The 26,566-nt window shown below is 42.4% G+C and carries 25 protein-coding genes; 13 read left to right on the top strand and 12 right to left on the bottom strand.

What is annotated here, in order from left to right:
• Window positions 1-34: 34 nt before the first annotated feature.
• Window positions 35-2,500, bottom strand: a complete 2,466-nt coding sequence (locus AC13FX_RS06815; RefSeq protein WP_482879795.1) for a polysaccharide biosynthesis/export family protein — start codon at window positions 2,498-2,500, stop codon at window positions 35-37.
• Window positions 2,501-2,598: 98 nt separating this feature from the next.
• Here AC13FX_RS06815 and xrtX point away from each other — a divergent pair, with 98 nt between their 5' ends.
• The 5 genes from xrtX (at window position 2,599) to AC13FX_RS06840 (ending at window position 6,720) form a co-directional block, all read left to right on the top strand.
• Window positions 2,599-3,102 carry an exosortase X gene (gene xrtX / locus AC13FX_RS06820; protein WP_482879796.1) on the top strand — a complete coding sequence of 168 codons (504 nt, stop codon included), beginning with the start codon at window positions 2,599-2,601 and terminating at the stop codon, window positions 3,100-3,102.
• A 4-nt stretch (window positions 3,103-3,106) separates the two neighbouring features.
• A complete protein-coding gene (locus AC13FX_RS06825; RefSeq protein ID WP_482879797.1) occupies window positions 3,107-3,577 on the top strand; it encodes a hypothetical protein in 471 nt (156 codons plus the stop codon).
• Window positions 3,578-3,583: 6 nt separating this feature from the next.
• Complete coding sequence (locus AC13FX_RS06830) at window positions 3,584-4,882, top strand: glycerate kinase type-2 family protein (RefSeq protein WP_482879798.1); 1,299 nt, start codon at window positions 3,584-3,586, stop codon at window positions 4,880-4,882.
• Between the two features lie 142 nt (window positions 4,883-5,024).
• Window positions 5,025-5,510 (top strand): Lrp/AsnC family transcriptional regulator, encoded by a 486-nt coding sequence (locus tag AC13FX_RS06835; protein WP_482879799.1) that lies wholly within the window; start codon window positions 5,025-5,027, stop codon window positions 5,508-5,510.
• Window positions 5,494-6,720 carry a trans-sulfuration enzyme family protein gene (locus AC13FX_RS06840; RefSeq protein ID WP_482879800.1) on the top strand — a complete coding sequence of 409 codons (1,227 nt, stop codon included), beginning with the start codon at window positions 5,494-5,496 and terminating at the stop codon, window positions 6,718-6,720. The genes AC13FX_RS06835 and AC13FX_RS06840 overlap by 17 nt, the downstream gene beginning before the upstream one ends.
• Window positions 6,721-6,819: 99 nt before the next feature.
• Here AC13FX_RS06840 and AC13FX_RS06845 read toward each other — a convergent pair whose 3' ends face one another.
• The 3 genes from AC13FX_RS06845 to AC13FX_RS06855 form a co-directional block, all read right to left on the bottom strand.
• Window positions 6,820-7,572, bottom strand: coding sequence for a TPM domain-containing protein (locus AC13FX_RS06845; RefSeq protein ID WP_482879801.1), 753 nt, complete (start codon window positions 7,570-7,572; stop codon window positions 6,820-6,822).
• On the bottom strand, window positions 7,562-8,014 hold the full coding sequence (locus AC13FX_RS06850) for a TPM domain-containing protein (protein WP_482879802.1): 453 nt from the start codon (window positions 8,012-8,014) through the stop codon (window positions 7,562-7,564). The genes AC13FX_RS06845 and AC13FX_RS06850 overlap by 11 nt, the downstream gene beginning before the upstream one ends.
• Window positions 8,015-8,117: 103 nt before the next feature.
• On the bottom strand, window positions 8,118-8,708 hold the full coding sequence (locus AC13FX_RS06855; RefSeq protein WP_482879803.1) for a LemA family protein: 591 nt from the start codon (window positions 8,706-8,708) through the stop codon (window positions 8,118-8,120).
• A gap of 106 nt (window positions 8,709-8,814) precedes the next feature.
• Between AC13FX_RS06855 and AC13FX_RS06860 the strand changes: the two genes are divergently transcribed.
• A complete protein-coding gene (locus AC13FX_RS06860; RefSeq protein ID WP_482879804.1) occupies window positions 8,815-9,522 on the top strand; it encodes an HAD family hydrolase in 708 nt (235 codons plus the stop codon).
• A gap of 30 nt (window positions 9,523-9,552) precedes the next feature.
• On the opposite strand, the gene AC13FX_RS06865 is transcribed toward AC13FX_RS06860, so the two are convergent.
• The 8 genes from AC13FX_RS06865 to AC13FX_RS06900 all read right to left on the bottom strand — a co-directional run bounded on the left by AC13FX_RS06865 (window position 9,553) and on the right by AC13FX_RS06900 (window position 17,729).
• Window positions 9,553-10,005 (bottom strand): FixH family protein, encoded by a 453-nt coding sequence (locus tag AC13FX_RS06865; protein ID WP_482879805.1) that lies wholly within the window; start codon window positions 10,003-10,005, stop codon window positions 9,553-9,555.
• A gap of 4 nt (window positions 10,006-10,009) precedes the next feature.
• Window positions 10,010-11,479 (bottom strand): cytochrome c oxidase accessory protein CcoG, encoded by a 1,470-nt coding sequence (gene ccoG, locus AC13FX_RS06870; RefSeq protein WP_482879806.1) that lies wholly within the window; start codon window positions 11,477-11,479, stop codon window positions 10,010-10,012.
• Window positions 11,480-11,634: 155 nt separating this feature from the next.
• On the bottom strand, window positions 11,635-12,237 hold the full coding sequence (locus AC13FX_RS06875; protein WP_482879807.1) for a cbb3-type cytochrome c oxidase N-terminal domain-containing protein: 603 nt from the start codon (window positions 12,235-12,237) through the stop codon (window positions 11,635-11,637).
• The gene (locus tag AC13FX_RS06880; protein ID WP_482879808.1) at window positions 12,234-12,425 is read right to left on the bottom strand and encodes a cbb3-type cytochrome oxidase subunit 3; all 192 of its coding nucleotides are present in this window, start codon (window positions 12,423-12,425) and stop codon (window positions 12,234-12,236) included. The genes AC13FX_RS06875 and AC13FX_RS06880 overlap by 4 nt, the downstream gene beginning before the upstream one ends.
• A gap of 5 nt (window positions 12,426-12,430) precedes the next feature.
• Window positions 12,431-14,635, bottom strand: a complete 2,205-nt coding sequence (gene ccoN / locus AC13FX_RS06885) for a cytochrome-c oxidase, cbb3-type subunit I (protein ID WP_482879809.1) — start codon at window positions 14,633-14,635, stop codon at window positions 12,431-12,433.
• Entirely contained in the window at window positions 14,636-14,818 is a 183-nt protein-coding gene (gene ccoS / locus AC13FX_RS06890) for a cbb3-type cytochrome oxidase assembly protein CcoS (RefSeq protein WP_411321612.1), read from the bottom strand. It lies immediately after the preceding gene.
• Window positions 14,809-17,265, bottom strand: a complete 2,457-nt coding sequence (locus AC13FX_RS06895) for a heavy metal translocating P-type ATPase (RefSeq protein ID WP_482879810.1) — start codon at window positions 17,263-17,265, stop codon at window positions 14,809-14,811. Before AC13FX_RS06895 ends, ccoS begins: the two co-directional genes overlap by 10 nt.
• On the bottom strand, window positions 17,265-17,729 hold the full coding sequence (locus tag AC13FX_RS06900) for an RrF2 family transcriptional regulator (RefSeq protein WP_482879811.1): 465 nt from the start codon (window positions 17,727-17,729) through the stop codon (window positions 17,265-17,267). Before AC13FX_RS06900 ends, AC13FX_RS06895 begins: the two co-directional genes overlap by 1 nt.
• Window positions 17,730-17,950: 221 nt before the next feature.
• On the opposite strand from AC13FX_RS06900, the gene AC13FX_RS06905 reads away from it, so the two are divergent.
• The 7 genes from AC13FX_RS06905 to AC13FX_RS06935 all read left to right on the top strand — a co-directional run bounded on the left by AC13FX_RS06905 (window position 17,951) and on the right by AC13FX_RS06935 (window position 26,547).
• Window positions 17,951-19,222, top strand: a complete 1,272-nt coding sequence (locus tag AC13FX_RS06905; protein ID WP_482879812.1) for an acetyl-CoA hydrolase/transferase family protein — start codon at window positions 17,951-17,953, stop codon at window positions 19,220-19,222.
• A 167-nt stretch (window positions 19,223-19,389) separates the two neighbouring features.
• Window positions 19,390-21,627 (top strand): phosphoribosylformylglycinamidine synthase subunit PurL, encoded by a 2,238-nt coding sequence (gene purL, locus AC13FX_RS06910; RefSeq protein WP_482879813.1) that lies wholly within the window; start codon window positions 19,390-19,392, stop codon window positions 21,625-21,627.
• Between the two features lie 311 nt (window positions 21,628-21,938).
• Window positions 21,939-22,508: a hypothetical protein gene (locus AC13FX_RS06915; RefSeq protein WP_482879814.1), complete on the top strand. Its 570-nt coding sequence runs from the start codon at window positions 21,939-21,941 to the stop codon at window positions 22,506-22,508.
• Window positions 22,509-22,572: 64 nt separating this feature from the next.
• Complete coding sequence (locus AC13FX_RS06920; RefSeq protein ID WP_482879815.1) at window positions 22,573-23,292, top strand: SDR family oxidoreductase; 720 nt, start codon at window positions 22,573-22,575, stop codon at window positions 23,290-23,292.
• A 137-nt stretch (window positions 23,293-23,429) separates the two neighbouring features.
• Complete coding sequence (locus tag AC13FX_RS06925) at window positions 23,430-23,807, top strand: response regulator (protein WP_482879816.1); 378 nt, start codon at window positions 23,430-23,432, stop codon at window positions 23,805-23,807.
• A 23-nt stretch (window positions 23,808-23,830) separates the two neighbouring features.
• The gene (locus AC13FX_RS06930; RefSeq protein ID WP_482879817.1) at window positions 23,831-24,937 is read left to right on the top strand and encodes a HEAT repeat domain-containing protein; all 1,107 of its coding nucleotides are present in this window, start codon (window positions 23,831-23,833) and stop codon (window positions 24,935-24,937) included.
• Window positions 24,937-26,547 (top strand): glycosyltransferase family 2 protein, encoded by a 1,611-nt coding sequence (locus tag AC13FX_RS06935; protein WP_482879819.1) that lies wholly within the window; start codon window positions 24,937-24,939, stop codon window positions 26,545-26,547. Before AC13FX_RS06930 ends, AC13FX_RS06935 begins: the two co-directional genes overlap by 1 nt.
• The last annotated feature ends 19 nt before the right edge of the window (window positions 26,548-26,566 follow it).

Genomic DNA, 26,566 nt, shown 5'->3' on the forward strand with positions numbered 1-26,566 from the left:
GGAATTCAGAACGGATTCCCTTTTCGTTTGGTGATTAGTTTCGTCGGATCTGGAATATCGTGTTGGTTACAATAGCTGCAAGGGAAACGATGGTAGATAGTACAGTGACACGTTCTGCAGTACTCATTTTTTGTTTTTCTTCTTTAGGTGGAATGATAACCGTTGAGCCCGGTTCTACGTCAGGATAATTCTTAAAGAAGAGAAATTTTTTCGTTCTATCCACTTCACCATTCGCATATACAACATAGGCCCTTTTGGTATTGGCCTGTTCGGTAAACCCACCCGCAGAGCCCACATAACTCTTGAACGATTTTGAGTTTTCATATCGGACGTTGATAGGATAAAGAACCTCACCTCGTACCTGAACTGTCTCAAGGCGCTTTGGAATGTTAATTTCGTCACCAGCCTGAAGCAATAGATTATAACTGGAATTTTGGTTGTTGAGTGCATCTTGTAAACGTATACCTACTTTTGAAAGTGACCTGACTCTTTGATCTAAAACTGAATCTGCCAGATTAACTTCTCTTTGATCAACCTCATCTTGAATATCCCTTGTTAAGGAAGCACCCTCTGCGTAAGCAAATTCAGTGAGGCCACCGCTTTTATTGATCAGGTCTACTAACCTGAAATCACGGGAAGGGATTGCATATTCACCGGGAAATAAAACTTCTCCGGATATTTTGACCGTTTGTTGGGTTTCATAGGAAGGTGATTTACGAATAAAGACCTGATCAAACGGTTTGAGATCGATTTCATCCAATTCATCAGAATAGGTCAGTCCATTTTCAATATTTACTGTTATGATCTCTGCAATTTCGTTATGGATAGTTCCCGACCGGTCATCTTCGATCCTTCGTGCAATTTCTATATTGTAAGGTGCGGCTTCATCTCTGAATCCATCAGCTTCAAAGATCAGGTCTTTTAAGGAGCTATTATCTACATATGGATAACTTCCCGGGCTTAATACTGAACCTGAGATCCTTACAGTACGAAATTCCCTAAGATCAAAAATCGATGAAATTTTGATGCGATCATCCTTGATGAGTTCAATATCGTGAGAGGCAGAATCTGCAATCAGGTTACTTAAATTTACAGGAATAGCCTCTACCGTGTAATCAGGTTGGGTTCTGTAAATAATGGCTCTTTCCATGAACGCATCACCCATAAGTCCTTCAGCATTATTGATAAGCGTTAGGAGAGTTTGATTTTGTTCTAGTTGATAGACACCGGGCCTGAATACGGGGCCTTCAATCTCAACCTTATTTTCATACCTGTCAAGTACACGCTGGGCCGTTATTATGTCACCTGACTGTAATACAGTGTTTGCTTGATCAGGGTATAAAATATCAAGTACTCTTTTTTCTGTATCTGTATTTCTCTCAACTTTGACCCGTTTAGTATAGGCGTATTGATTGAATCCGCCGGTATAAGCGAGTAGGTCTTCGAAGGTTTCTCCCTCAAGGGTTTCAAACAGGCCAACTTGCTTAAATTCACCTTTAACCTGAATACGGTTTTTATAGGGATCCACTTTGATTATATCCTGATCTCGTAAAGTAATATTCGACCCAAGATCACCATTGATCAAAAAATCATAGAGATCGATCTCTTTAAAAACTGAACCGTCACGCAGTACTTTGATGGATCTGTAAGTACCATCTTTATTGGGCCCACCGGCTGCATAAAGGGCATTGAACACCGTTGAGAGAGACGAAAGGGTATAGGTTCCGGGTACATTAACTTCACCAATAAGATTAACTTTAATACTTCTTACATCACCCAGCGAGATCTGTACGTAAGTGTTCTTATTCTCTCCCTTTAGGCCAGAATAGATCTCTGAAAGTTTATTGGTCAGCCTCTCACGGGCTTCCTCAATGGTCATTCCATTTAAATAAACAGGCCCCAGATTACTGATACTAACGGCACCTTCAGGGCTAATCGGAAGTTGATAGGTATTCTCAGAAGCTCCCCAGATATCAATCACGATCTCATCTCCGGGTCCAAGTACATAGTTTGCCGGAGTTGGTATGTTTACCGACGGCTCAAAAGTCAGATACTTATTTGTAAATATATTAGCTCCAAATACGGTGGAAGAATCCTGCTTCTGCTTGTTTAGAAGCACATCTACCGTATCAACTCTAACACTATCATAAGGCGGGATCATGCCTGGAGGAAGCTGGCCCTGAGGCTGTCCTTGCTGTGTTCGTCCTCGTTCTTCATCAGATTCCTGGGTAGTATTACCTGAGTTAGAACGGACATCATTAATTCTCCTTCGCAGTTTACTGACCTCTGCAGGGTCCATACCACGCGTCAATGCAAGTTGCTCCACCTCAGATATACTCAGACCACGGTCTTGCATACGTTGGTATAACTGACTTATTTGAGCATCACTAAGCTGATCAACTTTAATATTCTGAAAGTCGATACCAACATCTTGTGCAAGAAGAGGGAGGGACAGTACCGAAAAAAGTAAACCGAAAACAATATATTTTATTTGTCGCATTCAGTATCGAAAGATTTTGAAATTAGATTGTTTAAGTGCGATATGCTATACTGATAATCAATGCAGCAAGTTAAGAAACAAATAATTAAACCACTAAAATGAACTCACCTATCATCAAGTTTATTGCCAAAGCATTTGGCTTCTTTGTGATTTGGTATCTGGTATATGATCTGTGGTTGTTGCCTGCGGGTGACCTGGACCGTTGGTTGTCTCTGAATATTGTACAGGTTGGAGTCGGTATTCTTGAGATATTTGGGTTTGATGTGTACAATTTTGGTCGGGTCATGGGGTTGAATGAATTTCCCGGCGTTGAGATCGTAGATGGCTGTAATGGTATAACCGCAATCGGGTTATTTATGGGTTTTATTTATGCATATCCGGGAGAATGGAAGAATAAACTGAGTTTCAGTCTTTTAGGTGTATGTCTGATTTACCTGGTCAACCTATTGAGAATTATATTACTGGCAATAACTCAGGCTTATTATCCTTCTTTTTTTGATTTTATGCATGACTACTCCACCACCACAATATTTTACCTATTCATCTTTTTGTTATGGATGATATGGGTGAATTATACTGAGACCTCAATTTCAGGTCCCTGAACAAATGATCTATCTTAAGAAATTTTGTCTGATCAGCTTATATCTGCTGATTCATTTTCTCATCCTTACGGAGGTGAGAACAGCCCTGTTTCAATATCAGATCAGTGGGGTTAAATCCTATTATTCTTCACATGACTCTGAGATCACCATAAACAGGATTGATACCCGTATAATCGATTTTAATTATCCGGTATCAAATAAAAACACAGAGAAAGTTTGGTCCTACAAAATTCCTTATGGTTTTTTCTTTTTACTTGGAATAATTGGCTTGATCATAGTCGGTTCTGATAGAAAGTATTATATAGTGTTATTGCTTTCACATTTTGTTGTACTGCTAATGGGCAGTTTGGTATTTTATCTGTCAATAAATGTGAATACGTGGCTTTTGGCGATCAGTGACCTTTTAACCCGATACTTTACTCCAATGGTATCGATCAGTGTGGTTGCGTTTGCCCTGCTTGAGAAAAGAAAATAAAGATTTATGAAAGATAAGCTGAACCATCAGTCTGAGATCTTAAATGATTTGGTTAGGGTAGTTACAGTCGGTAAAGAAGAAGATGTGAAGCTAAATAATATATATTCACAGCTCGATGATGATAGGCCTATCTGGATATTGGGTGCCGGCAAAGCTTCATTACGAATGGCCCGTCAGGCAGAAAATTATTTTGGAGATCGGATCAAAGATGGGTTGATCATTACCGATTCAATACCTGAGAAATTAAATTACACACAGGTGTTTATGGGGTCTCACCCTTATCCAGATGAAGATTCGGTTTCAGCATCCTATGAGTTACTGGAATTTGCTAGAAAGATCCCGGTAAAAGATCAGGTGTTATTCTGTCTTTCAGGGGGGGCATCCTCATTGTTTTGCATTCCCGTTGGTGAATTAGAAACTAAAGATTTGAGCCGGGTTTACAAGTTGCTATTGAACTCCGGTGCATCCATTCACGAGATCAATACGGTACGTAAGCATTTAAGTGAGACCGGGGGAGGGAAGTTGGGTAAGCTGCTTTCTGATCACAGCTTGTTTTCAGTGATAATCTCGGATGTTCCGGGTGATGATCCTGCCGTTATTGGAAGTGGTCCCACGGTGCCTGATCCAACTTCTTTCAAAGAATGCTTTTCGGTTGTCAAGAAATATAAGATCTGGTCTAAATTACCTCATTCAGTAAGAATATTTATCTCTAAAGGAATGCATGAGGAGGTTGAGGAGACTCCCAAGCCGGAAAATAACAAATGGGAGAAACATAATGTGGAGGTTATCTCTGCAGCTAAATTGATAGCCATGGATGTTGGGGAAAAGCTTCAGGAAATTGGGTTTAATGTGAGTATTTCCTCAAAAGCATACGATATGGACCTTTCTAAATTATCAAAGATGATCTGCAGTGAAGCCATTAGTGTTCTTAGTAAGAGAGGGGAAATAGTGAAGCCGGCAGCATTGGTATATTTTGGTGAAAGTAAGGTCAATGTTAAAGGGGAGGGCAAAGGGGGGAGAAATCAACACCTGGCACTGATGGCAGCCATATCGATTGAAGGACAACATCCGGTATCTGTGATGAGTCTGGCAACAGATGGAATTGATGGTCCAACGGATGCCGCAGGTGCCATTGTCAATTCAATGAGCACACTGAAAGCTAGAAAGGAGAATTTAAAGCCGGAAGCATACCTCCAGGCATATAACTCATATGAATTTCACAAAGATATGGGAACCCATATTCTAACCGGTCGAACCGGAAAAAATGCTATGGACCTTCAAGTGATATTGATAGATCATCCTTAGTGTTAGAATAAAATTCTTTAAAAGTTTCAAAAAAGAATTAAAGACTAATATAAGGGAAATAAAAGTCTAAGTATCTTCAATATTAGAAATTAACAGTATAATTGATTAAATTTATCGTGTTCAATCAGTTATTTATTCTGTTATGGCATTTCCGAAATTAGATCAAACCGACAAACAGATCATACAGATCCTTCAACAGGAGGGGCGGATCGCCAATAATGAGTTAGCTAAAAGAATTGGTTTGACCACAACACCAACCCTTGAAAGGGTTAGGCGTCTTGAACGTGAAGGTGTTATTGAGGGGTATTCAGCAAAAATCAATAAGGATTCTGTAAGCCGGGGATTCACTGCTTTTGTCAAGGTGACGTTAAAGGTACATCAATTGAATTTGATGGAGGAGTTCACTTCGGCAATTGAAGAAATTCCAGAGATCCTGGCTTGTTATCATACCACGGGCGATGGTGACTTCTTACTGCATGTGGTTGCTAAAGACACCAAAGATTATGAGCAACTCATGAGAAATAAGTTGACCACTCTGCCGGATGTTGAGCGGCTTCATACAAGCATCGTTTTAAATACAATCAAAGATCAATCTCCAATCCCAGTTTATCATGAAGACCAAAGTTAGACCTACATTTGCATCAGCTGCCATTCATGGCGGAAAAGGGAAAAAAGATCAGTATGGTTCTCATACCTCACCGATCTACCAGACATCTACATTCGTATTTGATGATGTAGAATCAGGAGCTAAGGCATTTCGGCATGAAGAGGGTGGAGCTAGCCACGTTTATTCACGACTTGGTAACCCAACAGTAGAGGAGTTGGAAAGAACGATCTGTGCCCTTGAGACGTATAGCCTGAATGATCCGGAGTGGTATATGGGAATGGTATTTGGGAGCGGAATGGCGGCGATATCCACTGGAATTATCAGTTTTGCCTATGGTGGACACATTATTGCCCAAAACGATCTGTATGGTTGTACGTCACAATTCCTAAAAGAAGAAGCACCAGGGCTCGGCTTGTCCGTTTCGTTCACAGATACTTCTGATATCCGAAATATCGAACATCTACTGAATGAGCATCCCGAAACGAAATTGATATACCTGGAAAGTATTGCCAATCCAACTTTACGGATATCTGATATCAAGGCGATAGCTCAGCTTGCAGAATCCTTCGATGCACTTCTCATGGTAGATAATACCTTTGCAACCCCCTATCATATACAACCGCTTGAATTGGGTGCAGACATTGTAGTTCATTCAACCACAAAATACCTTGGCGGGCATGGTACTTTGATCGGTGGTGCAATGGTAGCAAAGAAAGAACTCTTTGAAGAAGCCAACACCTTTCTTTTCCGTAAAAACCTTGGTGGAATAGCCGGACCCATGGATGCCTGGTTAACAACGAACGGTATCAAGACATTGCCATTACGCATGAAACAGCATAACGAAAATGCTATGAAGGTCGCAAAATGGTTGGAGGCACATCCGAAGGTGGACCATGTGTTTTATCCGGGATTAGAATCACACCCACAGCATGAACTTGCAACGAATATGATGAAAAATGGGTATGGGGGAATGATCACCTTTGATCTAAAAGGTGGGTTTGATGCCGGTGTTTCACTTATGAACAATGTTAAGTTATGTACCCTCGCTGTAAGTCTTGGAGCGGTTGATACACTCATTCAGCATCCGGCATCTATGACGCATTCAATTGTGGCTGATGAGATCAAAAAAGCTGCGGGAATCACTGATGGTTTGGTTCGGATCTCAGTTGGCGTAGAAGGAGTTGAGGATATCATTGCAGACTTGGAGCAGGCATTGGAAATTCAAAATTAAAAGTTCAAAACGAAAAATAAGGTCATCCATTAAATAGTATTTCTATCCAGGGTGACCATCCGGTTATTCATTTAAATTTAAAATTTCCGCCGGGCTTTCTTACCAACCACCACTGGCACCGCCGCCGCCGGAGCTAAATCCTCCACCTCCGCCGAAACCACCGAAACCGCCACCTCCTCCGAAGGAACCTCCACCGCCACGGTTGCCCCCGCCGAATCCTCCTCCATAAAAGATAATTCCCCCGGAGCCTATGGAATGTCTGCGACCGCCTTTACCTCGTGTGATGAGTATGAAAATAATTATGATGAAAATGATAAGGACATCTATAGGAAATCCATCACCGGATGAAGTTTGTTCAGGAAATCCCTCAAATTCGCCTGCAGCAAGATCTATTAGAACATTGATGGATTGATCCAGACCACCGTAGTAATCATTAGCCCGAAAACTTGGGGTGAGGATCTCATTGATGATTCTACCGGCTATAATATCGGGAATAGCACCCTCCAAGCCGTAACCGACTTCAATTCTCATGGCACGGTCTTGTTCAGAAATTAAAATCAATACACCATTACCTCGGTCTTCATACTGAATATTCCATTCATTATGTATTTTAAGCGCAACATCTTCAATTGGATAACCTTGCAGGCTTTCAATCGTGGCAATAACGAAGGCATTCGTTGTAGTATCACGGTATGCCCTTAGTTTATTTTCAAGCTGCCTTTCTTCGGACTGGGACAGCATATTTGCATAATCATTGACCATGCCGGTGGGTTGGTCGGGTACAAGGTCCTGTGCAATTGTGGGTATAGTTAGAAAAACTAAAAATAGGAGGGTCAGAAGTTTACGCATCATCCTCAATGTTTTTGTTATAACTGATGGTATTTGATAGTTCGTTGATATCACCCTGTTGATAAGGGAAATACTCTTTCAGTTTTTGACCGATCTGTAGAGTGACTTCTGAGATCCCGGTTTCATAATCCTCTTTTTTGAAATAGGAGATGAGTAGTTTTACTTCATCTTCCCAGAACGATTGTCCAACCTTTTCATGAATGCCTTGATCGCCCCAGATTGCAACTTTGTGATCTTTCCAGGCTATATAAACGATCACACCATTTCGCAGTTCTGTCTCATGCATTTTCAACTCAGAGAATACCTGTCTGGCTCTTTCGATGGGAGAATCAGCGTTGCATTTTTTTTCAATATGAACACGAATTTCACCGGAAGTTGCTTCTTCGGCCTGTTGAATTGCTTCAACGATGTGTTCTTCCTGTTCCTTTGTTAAAAATTTTGCCATACGTTTTATTTGAGACGTAAGATTTTAGACATAAGATGAAAGACCGATCTTTAGTGTCTAAAATCTCATGTCTTACACCTCGTGTCTACTTTCTATTACTAATTTAATTACTAAAATCCACTTCAGGAGCTTGTTCTGCCCCCTGTTCAGCCTGGAAGTATTCTTTTTGCTCAAACCCTATCATGGATGCAAAAAGACTGGTTGGGAATTTTCGAATTTTGGTGTTAAATCCTTGGGCAGCCTGGTTAAAACGCATACGTTCTGTAGCAATACGGTTTTCAGTGCCTTCAAGCTGTACCTGAAGATCTCTGAAATTTTGATTGGCCTTCAATTCAGGGTACCGTTCCACGGTAACCAGCAATCTGGATAAAGCACCGCTAAGCTGGCTTTGGGCCTCCTGAAACTGCTGAAACATTTCGGGATTATTCAAGTCGTTGGCATTGATATTAATGGAAGTAGCACGGCTTCGTGCTTCAATAACATCTTGAAGGGTTTGTGATTCAAAATCTGCAGCACCCCTTACGGTATTTACGAGATTGGGAATCAGATCTGATCTGCGCTGATATTGATTCTCGACCTGTGCCCAGGCACTGTTAACTTCTTCTTCTGCCGTAACAAGGCTGTTATTAACGCTGATTCCGTAAAAAACGAGGAGTGCCAACACTCCGATAATGATCAAAAATTTAGCTTTCATGAGTTTCTAATTTGTGGTTTATTTGATGCCCCTATACGAGCAGATGTATTAATTGTTTTAATCTTCTGTTTATTTGTATTCATAACAATAATCAAAAACTATTCCATTGTCACAACTCAATCCAAAATTCATCTTTTTTGACCTGGATGATACGTTATTAGACCACAAAAAGGCAGAACAAGCCGGACTAAGTGACGTACATCGACATTTTGAAATTTTTAATGACATACCGGAAGAGCACTTAATAAATACATACCATCATATCAATAAAGGTCTTTGGGAGGCGTATGGGCGTGGTGAGATAGATCGACATGAACTGCACCAACGTCGTTTTCGGGAAACGTTTTTGGAACTTGGAATAAATGATTCTGTTCATGAGGAAGCCGGGCAGGTATATATGAATTATTACAGGAATCACTGGGAATGGATCGATGGTGCCAAAGATTGTTATGATCGTATCACAGAACGATATGATGTCGGTATAATTACCAATGGTTTTGCCGAAACACAATGGCTGAAAGTAGACAGGTTCAACTTGAAAGAAACCGCTCGCCATATTGTCATTTCAGAAGAGGTTGGAGAGATGAAACCTCATCCAAAAGTATTTGACCATGCCACCGAACTGACAGGGCTTGAAAGACCTGATATTCTGTATATTGGCGATTCTTTTACCTCTGATGTAGTTGGTGGAGCAAAAGCGAGCTGGCAGGTTGCCTGGTATACTCAGAATCCAATTGAGCAGGGGTATAAGCTGGCAGATCTTGTATTCAGTGACTTCAAAGAATTGCTGAGATCACTGAATATTCAGGATTGAAAGAGATGCCTTTATCTAGTTTCTTTAAAGCTAGATAAAGATGTTTTTCTGATCGATATAGGTTAGAGAATCAGCTTTCCACTCCAATGTTAACTTCCAGCGACCATCTTCAAAGTCTGAAACCGGGATGGATTGTCTGCCATTTTCATCGAGCTGAAGTTTGAAGCGTTTATCTTTTTCGGAATCATTTGGCCTGTAAAAAGTTATATGACCGGATAATGAATCGGTGATAAGAGCCTGAGGGAAGGTGATCTTGATGGATACGGTTGGTTCATCAAATAATATCAATACCGGAGTATCAAGATTCTTTGCCCTTTGAAGACCATCGATGGTTTCCTGATATTGAACACCTTCTTCGTAGTGATCCTCTGAAACAAGATAGAATTCAAGGCTTATCAGATAACTTACAGTACTCAGTGTTGCCAACACAAATACTACGATGGCAATGGTTATCCCGGAACCCCAGTTAAATTTCTCTTTCATAAAATTAATCGTTGGAATTGTTGGCCGGACCTAAAAATCCGGAAGTTACAGTTTCTAATTTATCATCGCCCGAGTATACCTCAAACGTAAGTTCGGTTTGTGAACCGGAAAGCTGATCTTCTGATAGCTGAACCATAAAGCGACCTTCTGCCGAATTTTGGGACTCCACAAGCTCAACCATACCAAGTGATACAATGGTGCCCTCCGGTGTGATCAACCTGATCTCAACAGGGATATCTTCAAAGGTCTTATTGAGCACCTTAACGTTGTATATGTTGCTGTACCGATCTCCCGGTAACTCCTGGTATAAGGTGCCGGGTTCACGTAAAATGGTTGTTTCTGTGTCGGGCCGTAAGGTCAGTAAAGTGACAAATGTAGTCAATAAGATCAGTAAGATGCCGGAATAGCCGGCCACGCGTGGTGTCAATACTTTTTGTTTACCTTCACGAATGGCATGTTCTGATGAATATCTGATCAGCCCTCTTGGTTTATCAATTTTGTCCATAACCGAATCGCAAGCATCAATACAGGCGGTACAATGCACACATTCAAGCTGTGTTCCATTACGGATATCTATACCCATTGGACAAACTTTTACGCATTGATAACAGTCAATACAATCACCAAATTCGGTATCGGCACTGAAACCAAGATCCTCAAGCGTAGCCTTTCTGTTTTCCAGTTGGAACCGGTCTTTAACACTAGCTCGATTTTCACCCCGTACGTAATCGTACATTACGTTTATAGAATTATTATCCAGCATAACTGATTGCATTCGGCCGTACGGGCATACAAAGTGACAAACCTGTTCACGCATGAAAGCAAACACTCCATAAAAGACCCCACTGAAGATGATCATGGAAGCAAGCCCACCTGCATGTTCTGAGGGGGGATCAGTAATGATCTCAAAAAGTTGGTCTTTGCCAATAATGTAAGCCAAAAACATATTAGAGATCAGAAAAGCCATTCCGTAGAATACAGTATGTTTGGTTACTTTCTTTCGGATCTTTTCAAAATTCCAGTCCTGTTTGTTCAGTCTGATCTGAGCAGCAGAGTCACCTTCGATCCAATATTCTATTCGCCTGAATACCATTTCCATGAAAATGGTTTGCGGACATGCCCATCCACAAAAGAGTCGTCCAAAAACGGCTGTAAAAAGAACGATGAACAGGATGAAGGTCAACATTCCAAAAAGTAGTAAATGCAGATCTTGCGGCCAGAAGGCTACACCAAAGATCACAAACTTACGCTCCAGTATATTTAGAAGAAGAAGTGGATTCCCGTTTATAGTGATGAACGGTCCGCTGAAAAAGAAAGCCAATAATAATACTGCTACGATATTTCTAGCATTATAAAACCTGCCACTGGGTTTTTTGGGGTATATCCAGTTTCTCTTTCCTTCCTCATTTACCGTGGCAAGGTGATCACGAAAGTTTTGTTTATCAATACGACGATCTTCCTCTGGTTTAGCCATTTTTTACCTCACGCTAATAATATTAAAATCGAGTGATAACCTATACTTGTTATGACCACTCACTCTCTAATGATATCGTTAATTCTTGATGATATTATGAATAAAATAAAAAGTGACAGGGCACCCGGGTATTTCCCCGTCACTTTATAATTGAACTATAAACTACACTCTGAAGCCCGTGGATCCAGAGCTTTTGGGTTTGCCGGTTCAGAGCCCTGAATGGATGCAATATAACTGATCACGCTTTGAACCTGCTCATTGGTCAGTCTTGCGCCACTACCATAAGCGATCATCCCGCGATCAGGGTATCCCTCAATTACACTGCTGGCAACTTCCGCAGCACTGCAACCATGGATCCAGAGATTGTCTGTGAGGTTAGGCCCAACCAGGCCTTCACCGTTTCCACCATGGCATGTATAACATAAGTTGTTGTTGCTCATGTATATCTCACGCCCTTCTTCAATACGGTCCTGATCTTCAAGGTAGGCCCACTCAAATTGAACGGGTGCGGCACCTTCTCCACCCTCACCTTGAGGCTCCAGCCCATACTTTTCAGCAGCAGCGGCAATTTCCTGTTCGTATAATTCTTCCTGAGTAGGTCCACCAAGCATGTAATAATATGCCAGGTATCCCACGCCCCAGGCAATGGTAAAGTAAAACAGCCACAGCCACCAGACCGGCATGTGATTATCCAGTTCACGGATTCCATCATACTCGTGATCCATTAGCAGATCTTTTTCGTCATCAAATACTTTCATTGGTCAGAATTTTTAATGTTCATGTTGTCGTCATCTTCAAGGGGAAGATTAGCAGCATCTTCCCAGTGCTTTTTCCCTTTTACGATCAGATATATGATCAGTCCCACAAAGAACACGAAGAATATGATCAGGGAAATACTGGGGTATATGCCGATGTCTTCCATTGCGCGGAGCACGTTTTTATACATGACGATCAGTCCTCAACCTGAGGTTTAAAATTAGCTTGTAGTCGCTCATTAGATGGCAGGTCTTCCCACGGGTTCTTATTGCCTTTTATGTCAATTCCCATGCGCTGCAGGTATGCGATCATAGCCACGATCTTGGAATCGGATGTGATCTCAATCCCTTCGATCTCACCAAAACCATTCTGCTTCAAACCATTTACGATACTGTTTGCCTGCGCTTCATAGTCACGAATTGCCAGTTCTTCATAACCTTCAGCATAAGGTACCCCTACGGTACGTAAAGCAGAGATCCGGTTGGGTATACTTTCAATATCTGCCTTTTGAGTGAACATCCAGGGGTAAGCCGGCATAATGGATCCGGGAGAGGTGGACGTTGGGTCGTACATATGGCGTACGTGCCAGCTATCGGGATACTTGCCGCCTATACGGTGTAAGTCAGGACCGGTTCGTTTGGATCCCCATAAGAATGGATGGTCATAAACAAATTCCCCGGCTTTTGAATACTCACCATATCGTTCGGTCTCTGAACGGAATGGCCGGATCATCTGCGAGTGACAGTTATTACAACCTTCTGCTATGTAAATGTCTCGACCCTCGATCTCCAGAGGGGTATATGGCTTCACACTGGCTATAGTTGGTACATTGGAATCTACCAGAGCAGTCGGTACATACTCGATAATACCTCCAATAAGGATCACAACCAGGGTGAGAGCAGTGAATTGAAGTGGGCGCCCTTCAAGGCGACGGTGCCATTTTTCATTGGTTCCGGCAGCCGGATCGATAATTGCCTGAGCTTCGTCAACTTCCTCTGCTTCAAATGATCCCTGACGCGCTGTCTTCCATAAGTTATAGGCCCCAAAAGAAGCACCAATTATAAACAGTGTACCACCAATCGCTCGCAAGCCATACATTGGCATGATCTGGGTTACAGTCTCAAGGAAGTTTGGGTATTGAAGAAGACCTTCAGTTGTGAATTCTTTCCACATCAAACTTTGTGTGATACCACCCCAATACATTGGGATCACGTAGAATATGGCCCCCATAGTGGCAAACCAAAAGTGGATATTTGCCAACTTGATGGAATAGAGCTTCGTCTTATATATACGTGGTGTGATATAGTACAGCATCGCAAAGGTCAGGCCACCATTCCACAGAAGGGCACCATTATGAACGTGACCAATGATATAATCTGAGTAATGAGCGATCGCATTCACATTTGCAATGGAAAGCATCGGGCCTTCAAATGTAACCATACCATAAGCGGTTACACCAACAACCAGGAATTTGAGAACCGGATCTTCACGAACACGATCCCATGCACCACGAAGGGTTAGCAATCCATTCAACATACCGCCCCAGCTTGGTGCGATCAGCATCAAACTGAAAACAGTACCAAGAGCCTGAGCCCAACCCGGAAGTGCGGTATAAAGCAAGTGGTGTGGTCCAGCCCAGATATAGATAAAGATCAATGACCAGAAGTGAACAATAGATAATCTATATGAGAAGATCGGTCGGTTAGCCGCTTTCGGGATGAAGTAGTACATGATACCCAGGAATGGCGTGGTTAGGAAAAATGCCACTGCATTGTGCCCATACCACCACTGTACAAGTGCATCCTGAACACCGGCATAGATCGGATAACTTTTCAGCAGTGTTGCAGGGACTTCAAACGAATTAACGACATGGAGAACTGCTACAGTAACAAAAGTTGCTATGTAGAACCAAATGGCTACATATAAATGCTTTTCCCGGCGCTTCATGATCGTCATGATCATGTTGATGCCAAATATCACCCATATAATGGTGATAGCGATATCAATGGGCCATTCGAGTTCAGCATATTCCTTACTGGTGTTGAAACCAAAAGGGAGGGTTAAGACCGCAGAGACAATGATCGCCTGCCATCCCCAGAAATGGATCTGACTGAGTTTCTGACTCCACATCGGAGTTTTAGTAAGCCTTGGCAGCGAGTAGTAAACACCGTAAAAGATGGCATTACCGGCAAAGGCAAAGATCACCGCATTGGTGTGCAGTGGTCGAAGCCGTCCGTAACTCAGTTCAGGTATAAAGCCAAGAAAATCCGGCCAGATTAATTTTAGGGCAATGGTTAGCCCAACGATAAAACCGATGAGGCCCCACGCCAGCGAGGCGACCCCGAATTTTCGGACAATATCGTTATCGTAATGAAAGGTTTCTAACGTTGATGATGACATTTATTCATCCCGATGTTTTTGGTTATTGGTTTTTTTATCTGAAGATTTTTTATCAAAGAGCACACGCATAGAAGGGGTGTATTGATCATCGAACTGTCCGGAACGTACCGCCCAGAAAAACAGGCCGAGAAATATCAGGGCCACGAGCAAACTGAAACCGATCAGCATATAGATCACTTCCATATTACCAGCCCTCCCTTACGTGCGAAATATCGTGTAGTTAAAAAGGTAAACACCATCACACTGATCGAGCTTAGCGGCATAAGAACAGCAGCTACTAAAGGTGATAAGTGTCCGGTTATAGCAAAACCCAAACCGATAGTATTGTACAATAGGGAAAGCACAAAACTAGCTATGATGATATTCATGCTTTTCTGTGAAAAGTTTATGAAGCTATGAAGTTTGTTCAAAGAGTTTCCTTCCAGTATAGCATCGCAGGCCGGTGCAAAGGAACTGACATCATCGGCGAGAGCAATGCCAAAATCTGACTTTTTCAGAGCTCCGGCATCATTCAACCCATCCCCAACCATGATCACGGATCGCCCTTCATTCTGAAGTTCGGTAATAAAGTCTAATTTCTCTTCAGGTTTTTTGTTGAATAAAAGGGAATCGCTTTCCTGAAAATAAGTTTCAAATTCCTGACGCTGCCCTTCATTATCTCCCGATATGAGATATAAACGAACCTGTTCTTTGAGTTGCTTCAATAAACCTGATATACCCTTTCGCAGTCCTGCCTTGATCCCAAAAAATCCCCGATACTCATTGTTGATGGCAAGATGTACAGTGGAGCCAATAAATTCGTGAACCGGAATCTCCTGAAGATCCAGTTTTGTTTGATCTGAAATGAATTGCCGTGATCCCATGCAAATTGTGTGGCCTGCAATGGTTGCAAAGATCCCTTTACCGGGTATTTCATGAAACGTATCAGGATTAAGGGAGCCGTTTAAAGTTGTTATGTCAGCAATTTTTCGGCTCAATGGGTGGATCGAGTTACCAGCAGCGGTTCCCACCAACTTACTATCATGATCGGTCAGTGTATCACCAAAAAATTGAATGTTAAAGGCATCAGAATTTGTGAGGGTACCGGTTTTGTCAAATACCACTGCCGAAGCTTTGGATAAATTTTCGATCAAAAGGTGGTTTTTCACAAACAAACCGTTAAGTGAAAGTACATTCAGGGCTGAACCAAGAGTGAAAGGAGTGGATAATGCAAGAGCACATGGACATGCAATGATCAAAACAGCAGTAAAAACTGACAATGCAGCATCCATTCCCGTACTTTGCAGCCAGTAGAATCCGGATAAAAAGGCGATTCCCAAAACAGCCATGGTAAAATACGGGCTTATCTTATCGGCGAAGGTAGTAAGCTTTAATTCTTTGTCGTTATTCTGAAAGGCTTCGTGATTCCAGAGTTTTGTCAGATAGCTGTTTGCTACACGCTCTTCTGTCTGCAATTGTGCTGAACTACCTATGAGTCGGCCGCCGGCGAAGACTCTTTCACCTTTATTCACTGTAACAGGCTCCGATTCACCGGTAATAAAACTATAATCAAAGTAGGCCTGATCTGATTCAAGCGTTGAGTCGCAGGGCACAAGTTCCTGATTGCGAAGTCTGATTTTAGTTCCGGTTTCAAGCTTATCCAGTGATAATGAATATTCTCTGCCTTGTTCATCCAATACATTTATTGCAATAGGTAAATAGGAACGGTAATCCCGATCGAAAGACAAACGATGAAAGGTCTTTTGTTGAACAAGTTTCCCGATCAAAAGAAAAAAGATGAGACCGGTAAATGAATCCATATATCCGGTGCCGGTCATAGTTACGATCTCATATACACTGCGGCTGAATAGTGCGACTATACCGATCGAAATTGGAACATCCAGATTGATACCACCCTGTTTAACAGCAGCGAAAGCAGATCTGAGGTAGTCACTGCTGCTATATACTAACACAGGTATGGCAAGTATGATATTCAGTGCACCGAAAAAGACATGGAAATTTCCACCCAGCCCACTACCCGTCGTGTCTAGATAATCGGGAAAGCTGAACAGCATAATATTCCCGAATGCAAAACCTGCAACTCCCATTTTCAGCCATAAAGAGCGGTTTTGATGAGAGGACACAGATCTTGAGTCCAGTTTATCTAACCTTATCTCCGGTTCATATCCAATCGTAACCAACTGCTCTACAACATCACGAAGATTGGTAGTATCAGTATCAATGAGAAGAGAAAGTTCACGTTTCAAAAAATTAACACTGTTTTGAAGCACTCCGGCATCCAGTTTTTGGAGGTTCTCAAGCAGCCACACGCAGGATGTACAGTGTATATTCGGAATGTAAAGACTGAGTGATAATCGGTTCTTATCCCGAAATTCTGATATACGGTCAATGACCTCATCATCTTCAAGATAATCGAACCGTGGTCGATGCTTAGAATTCTTTAAATTTATTCCGGGGTTTGAATCCAGGTCATAATAATTACACAGGCCGCTTTCATCCAGGAGCTGAAAAGCTGAGCGACAACCGTTGCAGCAAAAAGCTTTGTCCTCATAATGAATGGTCTCGTCAGTACAGTCCTCACCGCAGTGGTAGCAAATCTCAGATGATATGGTGTCGACTGCTGGCTGCATTAACTTAATGAAGGCACCCCACTTGAAAATTGCAAACGAAGATCGAACCAGGTTTGAGTCATTTTTTCATCAACCTGAGCAAAGGTGGTATCCTGTAGCCATTTTTCAATTTTCTTTCTTTCAATAGACCAGAATTCATGAAAAGGACAAGGTTCAATATTACCGCATCCTTCTATCCCCATGAAACACTTATCGAAGAATTCGGTACCGTCAATAGCGGAAATTACATCCATCATTGTTATCTGATCGATCGGTTTCGCCAGGTATACTCCACCATTCAATCCCCGTTGTGATTTGAGTATACCGGGCTCCTTCAGCTTTGCGAGAACCTGAGAGAGGTAGGCTGTAGGGCAATTCAATGATTTAGATAAACTGGATGCAGAAATGGCTCCGTTTCCGGCATGCTTAGATATCGCAATAATAGCAGATATGGCATATTGTGAGCCCTGTGAAATTAGTCTCATAGGAGTTTATTAAACCGAATATTCAAATTCTAATATAGATGTTAGATTTTAAGAATATTGTCGTGCAGAAGCAATAAACTGCAAAGTTTTTTTTAATTCTGATCAATGTTTGTGAGAGATTGACCGGCAGTTGTTTACAGGCATTTGGAAGAAGACCTTAAAGAAAAATTCACAATGGTTGTTTATTATTTGTTCAAAATCATCAATCAAATAAAAGAGACATGAGCAAATACAGAACGGCAGATGAGGCGGTAAAGATCATAAAGTCAGGGGATCGGGTATTCGTACACGGCATTTCAGCAACACCGGTACAACTGGTGGAGGCCATGACCCGCAGACATAATGAACTCAAAAAGGTAGAAGTGGTTCACCTGCATACTGAAGGGCCTGCACCTTATGCGGACCCTGAGTATAAAGACAGCTTTTTTGTTAATGCCTTGTTTGTTGGTGCAAATGTTAGAAAAGCCATAAATGAAGGCAGGGGTGATTATGTGCCTGTTTTTTTGAGTGAGGTCCCGAATCTGTTTCGGCACAACATCATGCCTCTGGATGTTGCACTTATTCATGTATCTCCCCCTGATAAGCACGGTTATTGCTCGCTGGGTGTTTCAGTGGATGCTACTGTGGCTGCGGTTCAAACAGCCAGGTATGTGATAGCGCAGGTGAATCCAAATATGCCCAGAACTCATGGTGACGGTCTTATACATGTCGATCAAATAAATGCCCTGGTTGAAGTGGATGATGCTCTCCCTGAACAATTTGTACCTGAACCTGATGAGGCTGAGATGAGGATAGGTCAGTTTTGCGCTGAATTGATAGATGATGGTGCTACCTTGCAGATGGGGATAGGGGCTATACCCAATGCGGTACTTAAAAGCTTGACAGGGCATAAAAACCTGGGAATTCATACAGAGATGTTCTCCGACGGGGTCATCGAGTTGGTTGAAAAAGGGGTGATAACAGGTAAGAAAAAGAAAATTCACCCCGGCAAGATCGTCAGTGGTTTTGTGATGGGTACTCGAAAAACCTACGATTTTATCGATGATAACCCGGCAGTTGCCATGCTGGATATTGCCTATATAAATGATACCGCAGTTATCAGACGGAATCCAAAGGTAACCGCCATCAACAGTGCGGTAGAGGTAGACCTTACCGGTCAGATCTGTGCCGATTCAATTGGTACCTATCAGTATTCAGGAGTAGGCGGACAAATGGATTTCATTCGTGGAGCTTCTTTGTCTCCTGGAGGTAAACCTATCATTGCACTTCCCTCCGTGACCCGAAAAGGGATAAGCCGTATTGTACCGCATCTGAAGCAGGGTGCCGGTGTTGTTACGACCCGGGCGCACGTTCATTATGTGGTAACGGAATATGGCATCGCTAATTTATATGGAAAGAACATGGGACAACGAGCTGAAGAGCTGGTTAATATAGCTCACCCGGAACACAGGGAAGAATTAAGCAGATCTTTATTCGATCGGTTTGGTAAATGATTTGATCACGTAAGTGAATAAAATATTGGCAGGACTCATTAATGGTTTTTGCAGGTAATTAATCTGCTTAAACCATTAGAGGCTTTTCTTAAATAATCGTACCTTCTATTCCGTCTTAATTCAGCCGGTCAAAATAGATCGGTTCAATCCCAATTCTATTTACCATAATGTCAAAATCTGCCATTCAGGAACCAACAGTAAACCTGGAACTTGCCTTAGATCACGGACTCACAGAAGAAGAATATGAAATGATACTTTCCCGTTTGGGACGCACTCCAACGTTTACGGAGTTGGGTGTGTATTCCGTGATGTGGAGTGAGCATTGCTCGTATAAGAATTCGATCATAGAGCTGAAAAAGCTACCATCAGAAGGTGAGAACCTATTGGTTGGAGCCGGTGAGGAAAATGCCGGGTTGGTGGACCTTGGAGATGGACTTGGTTGTGCATTTAAGATCGAGAGTCACAATCACCCGTCTGCTATAGAACCCTATCAGGGAGCAGCGACAGGAGTTGGAGGTATTCACAGAGATATCTTCACCATGGGTGCCCGACCGGTGGCAAGCCTGAATTCCCTGCGTTTTGGCTCTATGGAAAATCCCAGAGTGAGGTATTTGCTGGATGGGGTTGTGAGAGGTATAGGTGATTATGGTAATTCTTTCGGGGTTCCGGTGATCGCCGGTGAAGTGGTATTTGATGAAAGTTATGAAGGTAATCCACTTGTAAATGCCATGAGCATTGGATTGGTTAAAGAAGGAGAGACGGCCTCTGCTATTGCTGAAGGTATTGGGAACCCGGTATTGATCGTGGGAGCTAGTACAGGTCGTGATGGAATTCATGGTGCAACTTTTGCCTCCGAAGAGATCAGTGAAGAAAGTGAAGCTAAACGCCCCAGTGTTCAGGTCGGTGATCCCTTTACAGAAAAATTACTACTTGAGGCAAGTCTGGAAGTATTAAAAACCGGCGCTGTGGTTGGAATGCAGGATATGGGAGCTGCAGGTATAGCCTGTTCCTCTTCCGAGATGACAGCCAAGGGGGGACAAGGCATGAGAGTGGACCTCGATAAAGTGCCGGCCCGTGAAGATGGTATGACGGCCTATGAATTGCTTCTATCTGAAAGTCAGGAACGTATGTTGATCGTTGCTGAAAAAGGCCGTGAGCAGGAGATCATTGACGTTTACGAAAAATGGGATCTGCACTCTGTGGTGATCGGGGAAGTGGTAGAAGGCGATAAGGTCACCTATTGGAAAGAAGGTGAGATCAAAGCGGAGATCCCTGCAGAGCATTTAGTACTAGGTGGTGGAGCACCGCAGTATGTCCGTGAGACAAAGAAACCTGATTATCTGGAAGAAGTACAAAACTTTGATTCTAATTCGCTTGACCACTCCAATGATCATAATGAGATCATAAAGAAATTACTTGGCTCACCGAACATCGCTTCTAAAAAGTGGGTTCACGAGCAATATGATACGATGGTGAGAACAAATACGGTTACCGGCCCCGGTGCTTCCGACTCAGGTGTGATCCGTATCAAAGGAACGAACAAGGGGTTGGTTGCCAAAACAGACTGTAATGGCCGATATGTGTATTTAAATCCGCGTAAAGGGGGACAAATTGCGGTGGCAGAATCAGCCCGTAATGTAGTTTGCTCCGGTGCCAAGCCTATGGCTATCACCAACTGTTTGAATTTTGGTAATCCATATAAACCCGAAGTCTATTGGACTTTCAAAGAAGCATTGGGTGGAATGGGCGATGCTTGTCGTGCACTAAACACTCCGGTAACAGGTGGGAATGTCAGTTTTTATAACGAAAACCCTAAAGCTGCCATCTTCCCTTCTCCTATCATTGGAATGCTTGGTGTGATCGAGGATGTAGAAAAACACAGAACTACGCCTGCATTCAAAAATGAGGGTGATGTGGTAATGTATATCGGAGCTGATCGAAAAGGCCTTGGAGGCAGTGAATATTTAAAAGCCGTTCACGGACTTACAACCGGTGATGCCCCGGAAATAGATCTGGATTTTGAGGTTAAACTTCAGGAAACCCTGCTGACTGCAATTAAGCTGGGATTGATCAATGCGGCCCACGATCTGTCTGATGGTGGTCTTGCAACTACATTAGCTGAAATGGCAATATTTGGTAAGAAAGGCGCCGAACTTTCTGTTGAAACGTTGAACGGTTCTATCCATGAAATTCTGTATAGTGAAGCTCAATCAGGTGTTGTTATTACTATACCAGCTCCGGAGCTTCAAACGGTAAAACATCACTTTAAGGAAGCCGGGGTTCCGGTTTTTGAGCTTGGTGTAGTGAAAGGTGAAAAACTGATTATCAAAGATCTTTTTTCGATCGATGTAACTGATGCAGATGAGATCTACGAGAGTGTGTTGCCTAAGGCAATGGCGGGTTAATTAGGTTTAGATATATCGGTTTTATACACACTCTCTATCTTTCATGGCTTGATTATTCGTTCCGACGCAGAGCGTCTGAACGAGGTCAAGTGTTGTAAGAAAGATTTTGTCAGGCATTGATATCAAGTTTGATCTTTTGATCATACCCAGACTTCTCCAACTACTTCCAAGGACCTCTAACGACCCACGATCATCTCGCTCAGACACTCTGCGTCGGAGCGAAAGTGAGGAAACGTACTAGCTCAAACCTTTGAAACTTTGATCCTATTCACCTAGTATGGTAACATAGGAATTAAATAAATATAGGTTAGATGATGAATTTACTGTCGAAACATTGCTTTTCAGTCCTGCTATTCATTTCAGTCTCGTTCTTAGGCTGCCAGACAAAACAAACACCCCAACCATTTGATGAGCAATTCTCTAACGAGCTGGATATTGCCCCTGAAGCCTATTTCGATTTTTGGCTGGGTGGATGGGAAGTAACCTGGGAGGAAGCCGGTGGAACGGTCGGACGTGGTACAAATTTTATTGAGAAAACCCTGGATGGAAAAGTGATCCAGGAAAACTTCCGGGTAAATGAAGGACAAATGGCAGGTTTCATGGGGACCAGTATTTCTGTGTATGATGCCGGAACTCAAACATGGAAACAGGCGTGGGCGGATAACCAGGGAGGTTATTTTGACTTCTATGGCAGAATTGACGGTACCAAACGGATCTTTCAAACCGAAGTTCAGGAAATTGGGGGAGACACCTTGTTTACACAACGCATGGTTTTCTACAATATCACCGAGGATTCGTTGAAATGGGATTGGGAATCATCGATCGATGGGGGCAGAACCTGGAATTTGAACTGGCGAATCAACTATAGAAAAGTGGACTGACGGAACGAAATATTTTGAGATCTGATTTTCAGGTGTGACTATTCATCAAGAAAGAAATAACACAATGAAAGGTAAGATCGTACTGATCGTCGGTGGATCCGGCGGAATTGGAAGTGCAACAGCTAAGAAGTTCGGTGAGGCCGGAGCAAGGGTAGTTTTGGCTGCCAGAAATAAGGTGAAAGCTGAAGAAGTGGCTAAAGAGATCAATGATTTCGGGGGAGAAGCATATGCAATAGAGACTGATGCCACCGATCCCGGCTCTGTTGAGAGAATGGCTAATGAAGTTGAAGGGCAGCTTGGGAAAATTGACGTACTCATCAATGCTTTTGGGCAGGGAATTATCCAGCCTTTCATGGATATTGACCCCGCTGATGCCAAAGAGATCATTGATGTAAATGTGTTTGGAACGTTTTTGGTAACCCAAACGGTAATGAAGCATATGAAAGAGGATGAGCCGACTTCCGTTGTAATGTTTCCGGGTACCATGGGTAAGTATGTGATGAAAAATGCTTCAGTTTATGCAGCTTCCAAGTTTGCGATCCAGGGGTTTACAAAAGCACTCATTGAAGAACAAAGAAGGGGGAAGACAAGATTTTCATTGCTCTATCTGGGAGGTGTAGATACCCCATTCTGGGATGATGATCGTGTTAATATGAGAGTCAAAAAGGATATGATGCTAACCACAAAGGAAGTCGCCGATGCTGTTTATTATGCTGTCGACCAACCTACCGGTTCCGTTCTAAATGAAATGGTAATACAGCCGGAAAGTCATCAGCTTGTTTAATTTAATTGAATAAATTTATCAGACCTTCACTATAATATGACTTATTGGGTGGTATATAGAGTATACTTTTAAAACTTGTTGCCTGTATATTCGTTTTATATCATTGAGGACCACTAAATAAAAAAGGAAGGTATATAGTGAGTAATGATTCCCCGCTGATCCTTGTGATCGAGGACACCGAAGTTATTTATGAACTATTGTTATATAAGCTGAAGAAAAGCGGTTACCGGGTCGAACATCGAGCGAACGGTAAAGAAGGACTGGAAGCCGTAAAAGAGCTGCAGCCTGATCTGGTACTTCTTGATGTTATGCTGCCAAGCATGAATGGGTTTGAAGTACTCAGAAACATCAAGGAAGATAATGAGACTAAAGATATCAAGGTGATCATGCTTACCAGTAAGAACCGAGAAGAAGATATCATGAAGGGGCATAAACTCGGGGCTATCAGGTACATAGAAAAACCGTTCAAACCCAATATACTAATGCTTAGGATAGAGGAAGTCCTGGGAAGCTAGTGCAGACCTAAACAGCCCCTTATATGGATGTCTCTATATATTTGCTTGTTGTAGTATCAGTGATCCTATTAGGGCTGACCTTATTGTTATTTGTCAGTGCCATATATATTCGCCTTAGACATCGAAAATGGTCTGCTGAGGTCGAACAATACCGGAAAAAGTTGCTTCCCCATATCCTTGATTTTTTGGAAGATGGAGATGAAAAAGAGGTTGAAAATCAATTTACGGGAGCAAAACTGGAGTATTATGCATTTGAAAAGATCGTCACAGAGATGCTGACACAAGTTGAAGGAGCAGAAGCTGACAGGCTAAAGGAATTGTTGTTTCTTGACCCAATTTTTGACCATCACTATAAATTACTTACCTCAAAAGATGACGTAGACCGGGTAAAGGCCTGTAACTATTTCAGTAACGTTCGTTTGATAAATTTTAAGGTCATCAAAAGATTGAAAGAATATCTGAAGTCACCGAACCAAATGCTGGTATTCTCTGCTGCAACTGCATTGATGGGAAGTGAGGATGTGAACCTAAGGATGGAGGCCCTGAGTTCCGTAGCTAAGAAAAACGCTATTTCAGATATGGCTCTGATCGAACTGTTTCACAAGTTCCATTCTGACGAGGATGACCAAAATGAAAGAGAAGGTGAAGCTCTAAAAGAGGTACTTGAGGATAGGGAAATTCCATCTGAGAACCGGGCACTGTTTATTAAGGGAATTACGGAGATAGGGTACTATAATCTTGTGAATTTCCTGCTCGAAAAACTGATAAACCCATCTGATCATTGGGGTGATCCAGGCGTTATAGTAGCCATCATAATGGCCCAGGGAGAATTCAATAACGTCAAAAGCATTGATGTGATACGCAGGTATCTTGATCATGATCATCCGGACGTAGTGGTGGCTGCGGTATCTGAATTGAGTGATTATGGCAGTGAGAAGGATATTAGTTCCTTCTTCAAACTCCTGCACCATCCGAATAACAATGTAAAAAAGTCCGCGGTTTTTGCGTTACTCCAGAATGAGGTGAAGGAAACAGATATCGTACAAGAGGTTCCTGAACCTGATATGAAGCAGATCGCAAAATATATATTGATGTATATGAACGAAAAGCATGATGAAAGCAACTTTTGATGGCTGAGATCCGAGAAATACTACAACAATTCGTCAATGTCATGGAGCCCGTCGAATGGGTCTTCATAGGGTATTTCCTTGCGGTGAATTTGACATACATTTTGCTCGTCCTGATCTCATTTTTTTACATTCGCCATCAGCAAAACTATTATCAGGTATTTAACCTCAAGGGATTATTCAACTCAAATTTATATAAGCCGGTCAGTATTTTGTCGCCGGCATATAATGAGGAGGTCAACATCATTGCATCCGTTGAAGCTCTGCTTCAGTTGCATTTCTCTGATTTTGAGGTAGTCGTAATAAATGATGGAAGTACCGATAATACCCTCAAACTTCTGAAGGATCATTTTGAGCTGTACGAGATAGATCAACCCGTGGAATTGCCGATCGAACATAAACCGATCAAAAAGGTATATCGGTCAGCAACTTATCCGGAACTCAAAGTAGTTGACAAAGAGAATGGACGCAAAGCAGATGCCTTAAATGCCGGTATCAATGTGGCATCAAAAGATCTCATTTGCTCCATTGATGCGGATTCTATCCTGGAACCTGATGTGCTGCTTAAGTTGCTCAAGGCTTTCATGGAAGAGGAAGATGTAGTTGCTGTTGGGGGAATTGTGAGGATCGCCAATGGTTGCACGATAGAAGATAATATTGTCAAAAAGGTGGATCTCCCAAAAAGTTATCTTGGGAGGGTACAAACAGTGGAATATCTGCGGTCATTTTTATTCGGGAGAGTAGGTTGGGATTACCTCAACAGCCTCCTGATCATTTCCGGTGCTTTTGGTGTATTTGATAAAAAAGCCGTGGTTGAGGTTGGCGGTTACCTCCATGATACGGTTGGAGAGGATATGGAGCTGGTTGTAAGATTGCATCGCCACTATCGGGAAAAAGGGGAATCGTATAGGGTGCGTTTTTTACCGGAGCCGGTTTGCTGGACAGAGGTGCCTGAAAGCTGGTCGGTTTTGGGAAGGCAACGAAATCGCTGGCAGCGTGGTCTGGCAGATACTATGATGCGACACAGGAAAATGTTGCTTAACCCAAAATACGGCAGACTGGGTATGCTGGCTATGCCCTATTTTTTCTTCATCGAAATGTTGGGCCCTGTAGTTGAATTACTGGGTTTTGCTTATTTGCTGATCGTGCTTTTACTCGGTGGATTCAACTCAACATTTGTGTTGCTGTTTCTAACCGCTTCAGTATTTCTTGGCATGGTTTTGTCGGTAACTTCGGTTCTGTGTGAGGAACTTTCATTTCGCCGATACCCCACTTTGGGCAATATTGCCACTCTTACTACATATGCATTTTTAGAGAATATCGGTTACAGGCAGATCCATACATGGTGGAGATTTAAGGGTCTGATAGACTATATGAAAGGAGATAAGGAATGGGGAGTTATGACGCGGACCGGATTGGCCACCAGGGGGGATATAAACAAGGGATATAAGAAATTGAAGGGATCGATATCAAATGTGTTCGGCTCATTTAAATACTGGGCAGTGATCTATGGAGTCACGATCATAATTGTGGCTCTTATATTGCACGTATTGATCGATAATGGGATCATCCCTGATGTGTACTCTATCATCAGCTCAGAACTGGGAATTTGAAGAATATTGAGTTAATCGT

It is taken from the genome of Gracilimonas sp. B-17, assembly GCF_056857935.1.

Coding starts and splice junctions, on each gene's coding strand:
- AC13FX_RS06835 (WP_482879799.1), top strand. CDS start 5,025: ATGGCATTTCCGAAATTAGATCAAACCGACAAACAGATCATACAGATC.
- AC13FX_RS06915 (WP_482879814.1), top strand. CDS start 21,939: ATGATGAATTTACTGTCGAAACATTGCTTTTCAGTCCTGCTATTCATT.
- AC13FX_RS06825 (WP_482879797.1), top strand. CDS start 3,107: ATGATCTATCTTAAGAAATTTTGTCTGATCAGCTTATATCTGCTGATT.
- AC13FX_RS06905 (WP_482879812.1), top strand. CDS start 17,951: ATGAGCAAATACAGAACGGCAGATGAGGCGGTAAAGATCATAAAGTCA.
- purL (WP_482879813.1), top strand. CDS start 19,390: ATGTCAAAATCTGCCATTCAGGAACCAACAGTAAACCTGGAACTTGCC.
- ccoS (WP_411321612.1), bottom strand. CDS start 14,818: ATGGAAGTGATCTATATGCTGATCGGTTTCAGTTTGCTCGTGGCCCTG.
- AC13FX_RS06830 (WP_482879798.1), top strand. CDS start 3,584: ATGAAAGATAAGCTGAACCATCAGTCTGAGATCTTAAATGATTTGGTT.
- AC13FX_RS06930 (WP_482879817.1), top strand. CDS start 23,831: ATGGATGTCTCTATATATTTGCTTGTTGTAGTATCAGTGATCCTATTA.
- AC13FX_RS06865 (WP_482879805.1), bottom strand. CDS start 10,005: ATGAAAGAGAAATTTAACTGGGGTTCCGGGATAACCATTGCCATCGTA.
- xrtX (WP_482879796.1), top strand. CDS start 2,599: ATGAACTCACCTATCATCAAGTTTATTGCCAAAGCATTTGGCTTCTTT.
- ccoG (WP_482879806.1), bottom strand. CDS start 11,479: ATGGCTAAACCAGAGGAAGATCGTCGTATTGATAAACAAAACTTTCGT.
- AC13FX_RS06895 (WP_482879810.1), bottom strand. CDS start 17,265: ATGCAGCCAGCAGTCGACACCATATCATCTGAGATTTGCTACCACTGC.
- AC13FX_RS06855 (WP_482879803.1), bottom strand. CDS start 8,708: ATGAAAGCTAAATTTTTGATCATTATCGGAGTGTTGGCACTCCTCGTT.
- AC13FX_RS06880 (WP_482879808.1), bottom strand. CDS start 12,425: ATGTATAAAAACGTGCTCCGCGCAATGGAAGACATCGGCATATACCCC.
- AC13FX_RS06900 (WP_482879811.1), bottom strand. CDS start 17,729: ATGAGACTAATTTCACAGGGCTCACAATATGCCATATCTGCTATTATT.
- AC13FX_RS06840 (WP_482879800.1), top strand. CDS start 5,494: ATGAAGACCAAAGTTAGACCTACATTTGCATCAGCTGCCATTCATGGC.
- AC13FX_RS06815 (WP_482879795.1), bottom strand. CDS start 2,500: ATGCGACAAATAAAATATATTGTTTTCGGTTTACTTTTTTCGGTACTG.
- AC13FX_RS06935 (WP_482879819.1), top strand. CDS start 24,937: ATGGCTGAGATCCGAGAAATACTACAACAATTCGTCAATGTCATGGAG.
- AC13FX_RS06920 (WP_482879815.1), top strand. CDS start 22,573: ATGAAAGGTAAGATCGTACTGATCGTCGGTGGATCCGGCGGAATTGGA.
- AC13FX_RS06845 (WP_482879801.1), bottom strand. CDS start 7,572: ATGATGCGTAAACTTCTGACCCTCCTATTTTTAGTTTTTCTAACTATA.
- AC13FX_RS06875 (WP_482879807.1), bottom strand. CDS start 12,237: ATGAAAGTATTTGATGACGAAAAAGATCTGCTAATGGATCACGAGTAT.
- ccoN (WP_482879809.1), bottom strand. CDS start 14,635: ATGTCATCATCAACGTTAGAAACCTTTCATTACGATAACGATATTGTC.
- AC13FX_RS06850 (WP_482879802.1), bottom strand. CDS start 8,014: ATGGCAAAATTTTTAACAAAGGAACAGGAAGAACACATCGTTGAAGCA.